Genomic DNA, 13,951 nt, shown 5'->3' on the forward strand with positions numbered 1-13,951 from the left:
CGACCGAGGTCCTCAGCCCCGCCGGAGACCCGCAGTGACCACCAGCACCACCCCCGCCGCAGAGCAGCGCCCGAGCGCCCTGGAGTCGCTGAGGCGCGGCGTGTTCTGGAACTACGGCGGCCTGTTCTTCTTCTACTTCGCCATCTGGCAGCTCGCGTTCACGTTCCTGCCGCTGTGGCTCGCCCGCGAGGGGATGGGCACCGGCGCGATCGGCGTCGTCAGCACGGTCTCGGCGATCACCGCGCTCGCCCTGCAGCCGGTCTACGGGTTCCTGCAGGACCGGCTCGGCTTCAAGAAGTACCTGTTCGCGTTCGTCGTGCTGTGCGCCGCGTTCATGGGCCCGTTCTTCGTGTTCGTCTTCCAGCCCCTGATCGGCGTGAACGAGTACCTGGCCGCGGTCGTCGGCGGCGTGTTCCTCAGCCTGTGCCTGAACTCGGGCGTCGGCGTCGTGGAGGCGTTCAGCGAGCGGGCCAGCCGCGCCAACGGCTACGAGTACGGCCACGCCCGGCTGTTCGGCTCGCTCGCCGGCGGCACCGCGGCGCTCGTCGGCGGGTTCATCTGGGCCGCCAACCCGGACAGCATCTGGTGGGCCGGCTCGGTGTCGGCGATCGTGCTGGGCACGCTGCTGCTCGTCGCCCGGGTGCCGCAGGGTGACGGCGCGCAGGCCGCGGGCGCCGCGGCGGACGCCGGCTCCGGTGGCACGAAGGTCTCCAAGGAGACCGTGCTCGCCCTGCTGCGCGACCGGAACTTCCTCGGCTTCGTCGTGCTGATGTTCGGCACCGCCGCGCTCTACGACGTGTTCGACCAGCAGTTCCCGAACTACTTCGCCACGTTCGTCGCCAGCGGGGACCCGGAGGTGCTGTTCTCCCGGGTCGTGGCCGTGCAGATCTTCGCCGAGGCGGCGTTCATGGTCGCCGCGCCGTTCATCGTGAACAAGATCGGCGCCCGCAAGGGCCTGATGGTGTTCGCCGCGATCCTGCTGGTGCGCGTGCTCGGCTCGGCGTTCTTCACGCACGAGTGGCTGCTGATCGCCTGGCGCCTGCTGGCCGCGATCGAGATGCCGTTCCTGCTCGTGTCGGTCATGAAGTACATCACCCGGATGTTCGACGTCCGGATCTCCGCCACCGCGTACATGCTCGGCTTCAACTTCGCCAAGCAGATCGGCATCGCGATCTTCGCGTCGATGTTCGGGGCGTCGTACGCCGCGATCGGGTTCGCGCACTCGTACCTCGTGATGGCGGGCGTCATCCTGGCGGTCACGCTGGTCGCGCGGTTCCTCATGGCCGACGACCGCGACCGGGTCGCGCCCGGGGAGCCTGCCGACCGGGCGGAGGCGCTCACCTCGTCCTGACGAGCCGCGGGACCGCCCGGCTCGCCTATGCTGCACGCAGGCCGCGACAGATGGAGGGACCTGTGCCCGACCATCCCGAGGGGAGCCCGGCGGCGCCGTCGTCGCGGGCCGCCGTGCAGCGGCTGCTGTCGTCGGTCGGCAACCCGGCCCTCGAGCGCCTGGCGCAGCTCGCGTCCCGGCTGCTCGCCGCGCCGTCGTCGCAGGTGTCCCTGCTGGCCGACGTCCCCACCGCCGGCGACGGCGCGCTCGCCCCGGCGGAGGTCGGTCCGGTCGTCGGCGCCACCGGCCTGCGCAGCCCGCTGCAGGACCAGGTGTGCGAGGTCACCGCGTCGCTCGGCGAGCCGCTGGTCGTCGCCGACGCGCGGGCGGACGACCGGCTGCTCGGGCTCGACGTCGTCGCCGACGACCGGGTGCGCGCCTACCTCGGGGTGCCGCTCGTCGGCCGGGACGGCCACGTCGTCGGCGCGCTGTGCGTGTACGACGCCCAGGTGCGGGCGTGGTCGACGGACGACGTGCTGGTGCTCACCGACCTGGCGGCGTCGGCGGTCGCGGAGCTCGAGCTGTCGGCGCTCGCCGTCGAGTACGAGGCCGACCGGGTCCGCTGGCAGCTCGCGGTCACCGCCGGCGGGGTGGGCAGCTTCGACTGGGACCTCGGCACCGGCCGGCTCGCCTGGGACGACGAGCTGCACGCGATCTTCGGTCTGGAGCCCGGCTCGTTCGGCGGCACCATCGAGGCGTTCGACGCCTGCCTGCACCCGGACGACCGCGCGCGGGTGGCGCAGGCGCTGCAGGACGCCATCGACCGGGTCGCGCAGTACACCGCCGAGTACCGGGTGGTGCAGCCGTCCGGCGCCGTGCGCTGGGTGAAGGCCAAGGGCATGGCGCTGCCCGGCCCGGACGGCACCGCCGTACGCGTCCTGGGCGCGGCCTACGACACCACCACCGAGCGCGAGGCCGACACCCGCATCGCGCGGGTGCTGGAGACGATGCAGACCGCGTTCTTCCTGCTGGACGACGCGTGGCGGTTCTCCTACGTGAACGCCGAGGCCGAGCGGGTGCTGGGCCGCACCCGCGGCGAGCTGCTCGGCGGCGTCATCTGGGACCTGTTCCCGCTGTCGGTCGGCTCCGCGTTCGAGGAGCACTACCGCGGCGCGGCGGAGTCGGGGACGGCCCGGTCGTTCGAGGCCTACTACCCGCCGCCGCTCGACGGCTGGTACGAGGTGCGGGCGCACCCGGGGCCGGACGGGCTCTCGGTGTACTTCCACGACATCACCCAGCGCCGCCGGCTCGAGGAGCAGCGCACCGCCGCGCTCGCCGCGGCCGACGCGGCCACCAGCCGGCTGGCGCTGCTCGCGACCGTGGGCGAGGACCTGAGCGCGACGCTGGACACCGAGTACGCGGTCGGCCGGCTGGCGCGGCACGTGGTCCGGCACTTCGGGTCCTGGGCGCTCGTGACGCTCTGGGACGAGGGCCGGCAGCTCCGGGACATCGCGGGCTACCACGCGGACCCGGCGCAGCGCCGGGCGGTGGCGCGGTACGCGCAGCTGCGGCTCGGCGCCCTCTCGCCGACCTCGTTCCTGCACCGCGCGCTGCGGTCGGGGGAGCCCGTGGTGATCCCGGGCGCGACCGACGCGGTGCTGCCGCTGCTCAGCGGCGAGGCGCGGGACGTGTTCGCCGGGCTGGCACCGCGCACCGGGTACGCGGTGCCGATGCGCGCGCGGGGCCGGACGGTCGGCGCGATCACGCTGTTCCTCGACGACGGGCACGCGGACCTGGGGGACGACGACCTCGCCCTGCTGGCGCAGGTGGCCGACCGCGCCGGGCTCGCGCTGGACAACGCGCGGCTCTACGAGGGCCAGCGCCGGATGGCCGAGACGCTGCAGCGCGCGCTGCTGTCCGCGCCGGCCCAGCCCGACGACCTGGACGTCGCCGTCCGGTACGTTCCCGCGGCGCGGGTCGCCCAGGTCGGCGGCGACTGGTACGACGCGTTCCTGCAGCCCTCGGGGTCGACGATCGTGGTGATCGGCGACGTGATGGGCCACGACCGGCACGCCGCCGCGGTGATGAGCCAGGTCCGCACGCTGCTGCGCGGCATCGCCGCGACCACGGGCGGCAGCCCCGCGGAGGTGCTGCGCGGGCTGGACCAGGCCCTGGACACGCTGCAGGTCGACGCGATGGCTACCGCGGTGGTCGGGCGGCTGGAGCAGACCCCGGAGGAGCGCGCCGCGGGCACGACCCGGTTCCGGTGGACCAACGCGGGCCACCTGCCCCCGCTGCTCGTCGCGCCGGACGGCACCGTGCGCGAGCTGCGCGGGCCGCGGCCGGAGCTGGTGCTGGGCGTGTCGCCCGGCAACGCGCGCACCGACTCGGTGGTCGAGCTGCCGCGGGGCTCGACGGTGCTGCTCTACACCGACGGGCTGGTCGAGCGGCGCGGGACCCACCTGCAGGAGGGGATCGACGCCCTCGCCGAGCTCGTCGCGGAGCTGGCCCCGGAGGCGCAGGCCCGGGCCACCGGCTCGGCGACGCTGGACGCGGGGTTCCTCGCCGACGCGGTGCTCGCGCGCGGCGTGGCGGGGGACGCGCCGGACGACGACATCGCGCTCCTCGTCGTGCACCTCGGGCTGCAGGACTCCGTCGGACAGGCGCGCGAACGGGTGAACCCGGCGTAGCATCCCGACAAAGGTCACAAATCGGGCAGGCAGCGCGGTCGGCCCGGGTGCGTCAGAGGAGGCCCGCCCGTGCAGCTGCCCGACGACGCCGTGCCCGCGCAGCCCGCGCGGCCGGCCGACGACCGCCCCGTGCCCCTCGTGAGCGTGGGCGTGCCCGTCTACAACGGCGACCTCTACCTCGAGGAGGCCCTGACCGCGCTCCGCGACCAGGACCTGCGCGACATCGAGGTCATCGTCTCCGACAACGGCTCGACCGACGAGACCGCCAAGATCGCCCGGGCGTTCGCCGACGCCGACCCCCGGTTCCGGTACGTGCGCTCCGAGGAGAACCGCGGCGTGCCGTGGAACTTCAACCGGGTGCTCGACCTGGCCCGGGCGCCGCTGTTCCTGTGGAACGCCGCCGACGACGTCGTCGAGCCGCAGCACCTGGTGCGCTGCCGGGAGGCGCTGCTCGCGCACCCCGAGGCCGAGATCGCGTTCCCGCGGGTCACGCTGGTGGACGCCGCGGGGGACGTCGTCGGGTACATGGACGACGAGGACCTGGACTACCTCGGCCTCGCCCCCGCGGAGCGGGTCGACCAGCTGCTGCGCCGCGAGTCCTGGCAGGCGATCGCCTGGGGCGGGGTGCTCCGGACCGACGCGCTGCGGGCGATGGGCGGTCACCCGCGGTTCTTCGGCGGGGACATCGTGCTGGGCATCCGGTCGGCGCTGCGCTCCGAGTGGGTCGTGGTGCCCGAGCGGCTGTTCCGGTGCCGGCGGCACGACAACCAGAACAGCAAGGCGGTCGGCGCGGACCCGATCGTGCAGGTCCGCAGCTACGACCCGGCGTTCCGGCGGCCGGTGGCCTTCCCGCAGTGGTACCTGGCCTACCGGATGATGGCCGAGACGCTGGTGGCGCCCCTGTCGCCTGCCGACCGGGCGCGGGCGCTCGCCTCGGTGGCCCGGCGGTGGACCGTGCCGCAGTGGCGGCTGCTGGCCTACGACGTGAAGCGGAACGCGATCCGGCTCCGGCGGGGGCAGTACCAGGGGGCGTACTCGGCGTCGTCGGGGTACTGGGTCTGACCCCTGCCGACCCCCGGGACATTGGTCCCGGGACGCGGGAACCGGGGCGGCACCCGGCGCGTTGAGGGTGTCGACCGTGGCCCCGACCTGGAGAGAGATGGACGGCGACAGTAGTACCGACCCCCTGCGCCCGTACGAGACGGCGACGGGGGGTGAGATCTGATGTGGGTGCTGTCCCTGCTCCTGGGCGTGCTCGTCGTGCTGGCGATCACCGCCGTGACCGGGTACTTCGTCGCGCAGGAGTTCGCGTACATGGCCGTCGACCGGTCGCGGCTGAACGCTCGCGCGGCCGACGGTGACGCCGGTGCGCGCCGCGCGCTGTCCGTGACCCGGCGCACCTCCTTCATGCTGTCGGGCGCCCAGCTCGGCATCACCGTGACCGGCCTGCTGGTCGGGTACGTGGCGGAGCCGCTGATCGGCGACGCGCTCGGCGAGGCCCTGGGCGGCGTCGGCGTGCCGAAGGCCGTCGGCGTGGCCGTCGGCACCGTGCTCGCGCTGCTGCTGTCCACGCTGGTGCAGATGCTGTTCGGCGAGCTGTTCCCGAAGAACCTGGCGATCGCCCGCCCCGAGCCGGTCGCCGTGCGGCTGGCCTCGTCCACCACCGCGTACCTCACGGTGTTCGGCTGGCTGATCCGGGTGTTCGACTCCGCGTCGAACGCCCTGCTGCGGCTGCTGCGCATCGAGCCGGTGCACGACGTGGAGCACTCCGCGACCGCGCGCGACCTCGAGCACATCGTCGCCGAGTCCGCCGAGTCCGGGGACCTGTCGCGCGAGCTGTCCGTGCTGCTGGACCGGGTCCTCGACTTCCCGGAGCAGGACGTCGAGCACGCGATGATCCCGCGGTCGCGGGTCGACGTCGTCCGCGCCGGCGCCACCGTCGGGGACGTCCGCGAGCAGATGGCCAGCGGGCACTCCCGGTACCCGGTGCTGTCCGCCGACGACGAGGTGCTCGGCGTCGTGCACCTGCAGGACGTCCTGGTCGCGACCGAGCCCGGGGAGCCCGTCGAGCGCCTCATGCGCGCCCCCGAGCTCGTGCCCACGTCGATGGCCCTGCCCGACGCGCTGCGGCAGCTCGCCGCGGGGCGCAACCAGCTCGCCTGCGTGCTCGACGAGTACGGCGGCTTCGCCGGCGTGCTGACGTTCGAGGACCTGGCCGAGGAGCTCGTCGGGGAGATCACCGACGAGCACGACGACGCCGCGGCCGCCGCCGTCGGCGTCGCCGAGGACGACGGCTCCTGGGTGATGGCGGGGGAGGTGCACGTCGACGAGGTGGAGCGCGCGATCGGGCGCGACCTGCCCGCCGGCGACTACGAGACGATCGCCGGCCTGGTGATCACCGCGCACGGCGCGCTGCCCGCGGTGGGCGACTCCGTCGTCGTGCTGCTGCCCGGCGACCCCGGCGACCTCGCGCTCGCCGAGGAGCCCGACCCCGTGTGGATGCGGGTCGACGTGCTGGAGCTGGAGCGGCACGTGCCGGCGCGGGTCCGGGTCACCGTGCCGGCCGACCCGCCACCGACGGACGAGGAGCGCGCCGAGGCCCTCGAGCGCGACCGGGAGGAGGACCGATGAGCCCGCTCGTCGTGGTGGTCGTGACCGTGGGGCTGATCGCCCTGTCGGCGTTCTTCGTGGCCGTGGAGTTCGCGGCGCTCGCCGCCAAGCGGTACCGGCTGGAGGAGGCCGCCCCGCGCAGCCGCTCCGCCCGGGCCGCGCTGCGCAGCTCGACCGAGCTCACGGTGCTGCTCGCCGGGTCCCAGCTCGGCATCACCGCCTGCACCCTGGCGCTCGGCGCGGTCACCAAGCCGGCCGTGCACCACTGGCTGACCCCGCTGTTCGAGGGCTGGGGCGTCGCGCTCTGGCTCGCCGACGTCGCCGGGTTCGTCCTCGCGCTCATCATCGTGACGTTCCTGCACCTCGTCGTCGGCGAGATGGCGCCGAAGTCGTGGGCGATCGCGCACCCCGAGACGTCCGCGATCCTGCTCGCCACCCCGATGCGCGCGTTCATGTGGCTCACCCGGCCGCTGCTCCGCGTGCTGAACGAGGCGGCGAACTGGTGCCTGCGGCGGGTCGGCGTCGAGCCGGCCGACCAGGTCGCCACCGGGCAGAACCCGGACGACCTGCGGCACCTGGTCGAGCACTCGACCAACGTGGGCGCGCTGGACGCGGCCTACTCCCGGCAGCTGACCGGGGCCCTGGAGCTCCAGCACCTCACCGTGCGGGACCTGGTGCGGGCCGGCGGCGCGCCGACCGCGGTGGCGCCGGACGCCACGATGGCGGACGTGCGGGCGGCGACCCGGGGCTCGGGGCACCTGCGCGTGCTCGTCGGCGCCGGCGAGCGGATGGACGGCGTGGTGCACGTGCGCGACACGCTCGCGCACCCGGACGACGCGCCCGTGGGGACGCTCGCGCGGCCGGTGCTGCGGCTCGCCGCCGACGCCCCGGTGTCGGGGGCGCTCACCCAGATGCGCGAGCAGCGGCAGCACCTGGCGCTGGTGCTGGACGGCGGGCGGACGCTCGGCGTGGTGACGCTGGCGGACGTCCTGGCGCGGTTGTTCCCGCTCGCGGCGCCGTCGCGCCGCAGGCCGGCCGCTGCGCTGCGCGTACCCGGCGGCGATCAATCGCGATAAGTCGCGAATTCCGCTTATGTCCGGCGTGAAAACTCGCCTTGCGCCCACGGCGAGCGTTTGCCTAGCGTCGATCGCATCGCATTCAACGGGGAATGCGTTGGGCGAGAGGAGAATGCCGTGTCGAGATTCAAGCGCGTCCAAAAAGTTCTGGTGGTCGGAGCGGTCGCGGCTCTGGCGGTCGGCGGGGCGAACGGGGCCGTCGCGGACGACCCGAGTGCGAGGACGCCGCCGGGCGACCTCTCCCGGCTGCCTGTCGCGGTGGCCAACCCCGACGTCCCTCTCGAGGTGATCGCCGCGCTGCCCGACGTGGTGCAGCAGTCCGACGTGGTGATCGCGGACGACTTCGAGCCGGGGACGCCGATCGTCCACCCCGATGGGCGACCCGTCGAGGGGCAGCCCGACGGGGTGGTCGCGGCCGCCGAGAGGGCTCAGTGCACAGGACGGGTCATCGCCCCGGCGACGGGTGCGTGGAGCAGCGCGGATCGGTGCGGCGCGGCGGTCTTCGGTCATGTCGGCTACCACCGGTACTACGGTTTCACCACCGGTGCGGGAATCGCAGCTCCTCGCGTCTGCGGTCAGGGCAGGTCATTCTCCACCTCGGGTTCGCCCACGTGGACGGGTGTGAGCTGCGGCACCGTGGCAGGTGGCTCGGTGCACTGGGGAAACGTTCTCAGCAATCCTCAGTTCCGGGCCCAGAACCTGAGCGTCGGGTGGCCGGCGACGGTGAGCTGGTCGTCGTGATCGGAACCGTGGCATGCGCGGCGTGAGGCTCTCGCGCACGACGGTGATCATCACCGGCGTGGCACTGGTCCTGGCTGGTGTCGGGCTGGAGCTGGCGGTGCTGGCCGGCTTGGAGCAGGGCGCGATCCGCGTGGGTACTCTCGCCGGTGCCGTGCTCAACCGGCTGGTGACGGTGCTCACCGTGATGGGATCGTGCTTCGTCGTGGCAGGCCTAGTCCGTGCTGACGAGACGAAATCAGGTCCTCCGGAGCGACGCTGACGCCACGACGCTCGTTCCGACGGTCGATGCCGACTCGTGGCCGATCCGCGGTACCGACGCCGCCCCGTCGCGCTGCACGCGGTGGCGGGGGGCCCGGTCGCGCCCCGGCGGAGCGCCCTACGCCCCGACCGCCGCCGCGCGTGCCGCGTCGTCCCGGGCGCGGAGCCAGGCGTCCGCGTCGGCCAGCGGCATCGGGCGGCCGTGCCAGTACCCCTGCGTGCGGTCGCAGCCCATGCCGCGCAGCGCCTCGGCGGTCTCGGCGTCCTCGACGCCCTCCGCGATCAGCCGCAGGCCGAGGTGGTGCGCGAGCTCCAGGGTCCCGGACACGATCGCCCGGGTGCGGGCGTCGGACGTCAGCCGCATGGTGAACGAGCGGTCGAGCTTGAGCTCGCCGGCCGGCAGCTCGTTGAGGTAGGTCAGCGAGGAGTAGCCCGACCCGTAGTCGTCGATGGCGAGCCCGATGCCGCGGTCCGCGATCGCCCGGGTCACCGCGACGGCGTGCGGCGGGTCGTGCATGAGCGTGGTCTCGGTGATCTCCACGACCAGCGCCTCCGGGCGCAGGCCCGCAGCCGCCAGGACGCCGTCCAGCGTCGCGAGCAGCCGCGGGTGGCCCAGGCAGGACGTCGACAGGTTCACCGCCACCGGGAGGTCCCGGCCCTCGGCCTGCCAGCGGGCGGCCGTGCGGGTCGCCTGCGCGAGCACCCGCTCGGTCAGCGCGAACATCGAGCCGGTCTGCTCCGCCAGGTCGATGAACACCCCGGGCGGCAGCAGCCCCCGCTCGGGGTGCGCCCAGCGCACCAGGGCCTCCATGCCGACGACACGGCCCTCCGCGCAGTCGAGCTGCGGCTGGTAGTGCAGCTCCAGGACGCCGTGCCGGTCGTCGCCGTCCGGCGCGGCCAGCAGCGCGCGCAGCTCGTCGCCGAGGGCGATCTCGTCGCGGTCCCGGGCGTCGGCGGCCTCGTCGTAGACCCGGACGCCACCGCCCGCGCGCTTCGCGGCGTACATCGCCGTGTCGGCCCAGCGCACCAGCTCGCCGTCGTGGTGGTCGCCGAACGCGGTGCTCGCCACCCCGATGCTCGCGTCCAGCCGCACCACCCGGCCGGTGACGTCGATCGGCTCGCGCACCGCCGCCCGCAGGGCGTGCGCCACCAGGGTCGCGCGGTCGACGTCGTCGTGGTCCAGGACGACCCCGAACTCGTCGCCGCCGAACCGGGCGAGCAGCGCCCCTCCGTCGAGGGTGGCCTGCAGCCGCCCGCTGACCGTCCGGATCACCGCGTCGCCCGCGGGGTGCCCGTACCGGTCGTTGACGTCCTTGAACCGGTCGAGGTCGATGACCAGCAGCGCCGCGCCGGTCCGCGCGGCGGCGAACCGGTCGGCGACCTCCAGCATCGCCCGGCGGTTGGCCACGCCGGTGAGCGGGTCGGTGCGGGCCTCCTTGCGGGTGGCGGCCAGCGCGGCGAGCTCGCTCGCGGTCCGCAGCAGCTGGGCGCAGCCGCCGACGACGCCCGCGGCGGCGAGCAGCGCCACGACCGGGGTCCCGGTCGGGCGCAGGCTGTCCAGCACCAGGACCACGGTGCTCGCGACCACCGCGATCATCGCGCAGGTCGTCACCACCAGCGTCGACGCGAAGTGCCCGCGCAGCGGCGGGGGCTTGATCGCGCCGGCCCGCGCGGTGACCAGCGTGAGCGCGCTCCAGCTGACGACGACGGGAACGGCGAGCGCACCCGAGGTCGAGGCCGACGGCAGGAGCAGCAGCTCGACCACGGCCATCGCCCCGAGCCCGGACATCAGCAGCCAGGCGCGCGGGTCGTCCCGGAGCCCGCCGAGCACCGTCACCACGAGGGTCATCACTGCGAGCACGACGAGGGCCGCGGCCCGCAGGAGGTGGCCCTCCGCGACCCAGCCCGGCCCGTCCGCCGGCAGGACGCCGACGGCGACCGCCCAGACCAGCAGCGCGAGGGTGCCGAGCGTCGAGCCGACGAAGTTGATCCAGTCCACCGGGTGCACCGCCGAGGTGCGGAACCGGTTCCAGGTCAGCATGCCCTGGTGGGCGCACGCGACGGCGACGACCCCGCCGACGGTGAGCGCGAGCCCGCCGGCGCTCTCCGCCGCCGGCCCGCGGACCGCGAGGTCGAGGACCGCCTCGGCCGCCAGCCCGGCCCCGACCGCGACGACCGACCGGCCGCACCAGCGCCACAGCCCGCGCTCCTCCAGCGAGCGCATCGGCCCCTGCTGCCGCAGCACGACGCCCGCCGACACCGCGGCCAGCGCCCCGCCCGCCGCGGTGAGGCCGCCGAGCCCGGTCGCGAGCTCCACCACGGCGAGCACCGCGACGAGCGCCGCGGCGCCGAGCAGCAGGGGGCCGGGCGGCAGGACGCGTCGTCGCGGCGGGGTGGTGAGGGAGGGCATCACCCTGTCCATCGGCGTCCCGGGGCGGCAGCCGAGCGGAGCGGGCGGAGTTCACCCGCCCCGGCGGACCCTGGCGCCCGTGCGGGGGCCGCCCGTACGGTAGGGCGATGGGGCGGCTGATCTACTCGATGTTCACCTCGCTCGACGGCTACGCGGCCGACGCGTCCGGCAGCAGCGACTGGGGCGGCGCGCTGGACCCGGCGCTGCACGACTTCATCTCCGAGCAGACGCGCTCCGTCGGCACGTACCTGTACGGGCGCCGGATGTACGAGACGATGTCGTTCTGGGAGACCGCGCTGGAGACCCCGGACCCGCCGGAGTTCGTCCGGAACTACGCCGAGGTGTGGCAGGCCGCGGACAAGGTCGTGTACTCCTCGACGCTCGCCGAGCCGACCACCGCGCGCACCACCGTCGAGCGGTCGTTCGACCCCGAGGCCGTGCGCGCGTGGGTGTCCGGGCTCGACCACGACGTGACGGTCGATGGCCCGACGCTCGCGGCGCACGCCCTGCGGGCGGGCGTCGTCGACGAGGTGCAGCCGTACCTCGCCCCGGTGTCGGTCGGCGGCGGGCTGCGGTTCTGGCCCGAGGACGTCGCGCTGGACCTCGAGCTGCTGGAGCAGCGGGGGTTCGGCAACGGGACCCTCTGGCTGCGCTACGCCGTGCGCCGGGGCTGAGCCGGCTCGGTGACACCTCCGCGTGGATGACGGCACCGTCGCACCCGCGGGACCGTGGTCGCGCCGGTCCAGGGGAGGAGGGCGACGATGAGGTCGCTGCGGTGCACGGTCGGACGGCACGCCTGGCGCGTGCGGCGGAACCCGGAGAAGGGCGGCGCCGAGGCGCTGTTCGAGGTCTGCGCGCGGTGCGGCCGCGACCGGCCGGTGTTCGAGCAGGGCGACGGTGGGGGGCTGGCCGTCCTCGGGCTCGGCGGCACGGCGGGTCCGGGGGCCGGACCGGCCTGAGGCCCGCGCGCCCCGGCTCGCCCTGCCGGGCGCGGGCTCAGGCGTGCAGGCCGAAGTCCGCCACGTACCCGGGGTCGGTGATCGCCGGCCGGGTCAGCGAGAACAGCCTGATGTCGTGCGGCGTCGACCCGGCCGTCACCAGGTCGGCGAGCACCGAGCCGACCAGGCTCGCGAACTTGCCGCCGTGCCCCGCGCCGTTGAACACCGCGACGTGCGGGTGCCCGGGGACCGTGTCGAGCACGAACTCCCGGTCCGGTGGCATGTCGTACACGCAGACCGCGCTGCGCAGCGCAGGACCGGCCGCCGCGGGCAGGTGCCGGGCGAGGAACTCCCGGGACCGCTCGGTGGTCGCCGGGTCGGGGCGGTGCGTGCGGCCCTCGCTGGTGACGAAGTGCCCGCGCATGTCCCGGGCGATCTTCACGCCGGCCTCCCCGTACACCGGGAAGCCGTACATCACCTCGTCGCCGTGCCAGACCCAGATCGGGAACCGGTCCGGCGTGAAGTCCGTCAGCCGGGAGGACGCGACGTAGTCGACCTGCTCCTCGGACAGGGTCAGTGGGAAGTCGAGCCCGAGGTCCGGCATCAGGTCGCCGAGCCAGGACGCCGCCGCGACGACCAGGCCGCCCGCCTCGACGTCGCCCGCGGAGGTCCGCACCGTCACGCCGCCGTCGCGGACGTCGACCCCGGTGACCCGGGTGTGCGGCCAGAACTCGACGCCCGCCGCGAGCGCGAGCGACGTGTGCGCCGAGACCGAGCGCCGGATGTCGATGAGGCCCGCGTCCTCCTGGAACAGCGCCGACGTGCCGTCGGGGACCTGCCACTGCGGGTACCGGGAGCGCAGGTCGGCGGTCGACAGGTCCTCGAACCGCGCCCCGCCCGCGGCCATCGCGTCCCGGAACACGGCGAGGCGGTCGGCGCCGTCCGCGGTCGGCGGGGCGAGGTCGAGCCCGCCGGTGCGCGTGAAGACCCGGAGGCCGGACTCCCGCTCGACCCGGTCCCACGCAGCGAACATGGCGTCAGTCAGGTGCACGTACTCCGGCCGGTGGTACGACCGCCGGATGATCCGCGAGTGGTCGCCGGACGAGCCGAGGGAGTTGACCAGGTCGAACTGCTCGACCACCAGTACCCGCTCCGCGCCCGCGCGGGCGAGCCAGTAGGCGGCGGCCGAGCCGACCGCGCCGGCCCCGATGACGACGTGCGAGTAGGTGCGTGCCACGCGCCGCACGGTAGCCCGCCGGGTCCCGGCGGTCGACGGGCGTCCACGTCGCGCGCGGAGGTTGCGGGCCGGGGTCGGTGCCCGGTGTCGGGGCGTCGGGCGGGCGCGGCGCGGTCTCAGGCGCCCGGGTGCGCGCCGCGGGCGGCGGCCGCCTCCGCGCTGACGGACCGTGCGTCGAGGTCCGGGCGCCCGCCCGGGTGCTCGACCGTCCGGCGCGCGGCGACGGCCGCCCACCACGCGGCCTCCGCCGGGTCGTGTCCGGTGGCGAGCGCGACCGCCAGCGCGGCGGTCGACGCGTCGCCGGCGCCGGTCGGGTCGACCGGGTCCCCGCCGAGCAGCGGCGTCACCGTGTGCCCGCCCGGCCAGGCGACCACGTCCCCGTCCGGGCCCGCGGCCAGCCGGACCGCGCGGGCGCCGCGCGCGACGAGGTCCGTCGCGGCGGCGACCGTGTCGGCGAGCCCGTGCACCGGGCGCCCGGTGAGCGTCGCGGCCTCCGCGGCGTCGGCCCGCAGCACCGCTCCGGCCGCGAGCAGGTCGCGGAGCAGCGCGGCGTCGTCGGTGGCCCCGTCGGCGACGACGAGCGGGCCCGGCCCCGGCGACGGGGGAGCGGCGGGCGGCAGGGCGGCGAGGGCGGCGCGGATCGCCCCGGCCGGCTGCTGCA

At 75.1% G+C, this 13,951-nt stretch carries 12 protein-coding genes; 9 read left to right on the plus strand and 3 right to left on the minus strand.

Annotated features, from left to right (window positions below; translation table 11 throughout):
- The first annotated feature begins 34 nt into the window (after positions 1-34).
- From G6556_RS10955 to G6556_RS10985, 7 genes are all read left to right on the plus strand, one after another.
- Positions 35-1,351, plus strand: coding sequence for an oligosaccharide MFS transporter (locus G6556_RS10955; RefSeq protein ID WP_166941238.1), 1,317 nt, complete (start codon positions 35-37; stop codon positions 1,349-1,351).
- Positions 1,352-1,413: 62 nt separating this feature from the next.
- A complete protein-coding gene (locus G6556_RS10960; RefSeq protein WP_205693324.1) occupies positions 1,414-4,020 on the plus strand; it encodes a SpoIIE family protein phosphatase in 2,607 nt (868 codons plus the stop codon).
- A gap of 69 nt (positions 4,021-4,089) precedes the next feature.
- Positions 4,090-5,082, plus strand: coding sequence for a glycosyltransferase family A protein (locus tag G6556_RS10965; protein ID WP_166941242.1), 993 nt, complete (start codon positions 4,090-4,092; stop codon positions 5,080-5,082).
- A gap of 162 nt (positions 5,083-5,244) precedes the next feature.
- Positions 5,245-6,651: a hemolysin family protein gene (locus G6556_RS10970; protein WP_205693325.1), complete on the plus strand. Its 1,407-nt coding sequence runs from the start codon at positions 5,245-5,247 to the stop codon at positions 6,649-6,651.
- A complete protein-coding gene (locus G6556_RS10975) occupies positions 6,648-7,706 on the plus strand; it encodes a hemolysin family protein (RefSeq protein WP_166941244.1) in 1,059 nt (352 codons plus the stop codon). Before G6556_RS10970 ends, G6556_RS10975 begins: the two co-directional genes overlap by 4 nt.
- Positions 7,707-7,823: 117 nt before the next feature.
- Positions 7,824-8,447, plus strand: coding sequence for a hypothetical protein (locus G6556_RS10980; RefSeq protein WP_166941246.1), 624 nt, complete (start codon positions 7,824-7,826; stop codon positions 8,445-8,447).
- Positions 8,448-8,469: 22 nt separating this feature from the next.
- Positions 8,470-8,706, plus strand: coding sequence for a hypothetical protein (locus tag G6556_RS10985; RefSeq protein ID WP_166941248.1), 237 nt, complete (start codon positions 8,470-8,472; stop codon positions 8,704-8,706).
- A 117-nt stretch (positions 8,707-8,823) separates the two neighbouring features.
- On the opposite strand, the gene G6556_RS10990 is transcribed toward G6556_RS10985, so the two are convergent.
- Complete coding sequence (locus G6556_RS10990; protein WP_166941250.1) at positions 8,824-11,115, minus strand: bifunctional diguanylate cyclase/phosphodiesterase; 2,292 nt, start codon at positions 11,113-11,115, stop codon at positions 8,824-8,826.
- A gap of 107 nt (positions 11,116-11,222) precedes the next feature.
- Here G6556_RS10990 and G6556_RS10995 point away from each other — a divergent pair, with 107 nt between their 5' ends.
- Together G6556_RS10995 and G6556_RS11000 are read left to right on the plus strand one after the other, a co-directional pair.
- Complete coding sequence (locus G6556_RS10995) at positions 11,223-11,789, plus strand: dihydrofolate reductase family protein (protein WP_166941252.1); 567 nt, start codon at positions 11,223-11,225, stop codon at positions 11,787-11,789.
- 87 nt (positions 11,790-11,876) lie between these two features.
- Entirely contained in the window at positions 11,877-12,074 is a 198-nt protein-coding gene (locus tag G6556_RS11000) for a hypothetical protein (protein ID WP_166941254.1), read from the plus strand.
- Between the two features lie 37 nt (positions 12,075-12,111).
- On the opposite strand, the gene solA is transcribed toward G6556_RS11000, so the two are convergent.
- Both solA and G6556_RS11010 read right to left on the minus strand, forming a co-directional pair.
- Positions 12,112-13,290: an N-methyl-L-tryptophan oxidase gene (gene solA / locus G6556_RS11005; RefSeq protein WP_166941256.1), complete on the minus strand. Its 1,179-nt coding sequence runs from the start codon at positions 13,288-13,290 to the stop codon at positions 12,112-12,114.
- 116 nt (positions 13,291-13,406) lie between these two features.
- On the minus strand, positions 13,407-13,951 hold a 545-nt coding region (locus tag G6556_RS11010; protein WP_205693326.1), incomplete at its 5' end, for a PfkB family carbohydrate kinase.

The sequence above is a fragment of the Cellulomonas sp. IC4_254 genome (genome assembly GCF_011603975.1).
GTDB lineage: Bacteria > Actinomycetota > Actinomycetes > Actinomycetales > Cellulomonadaceae > Cellulomonas.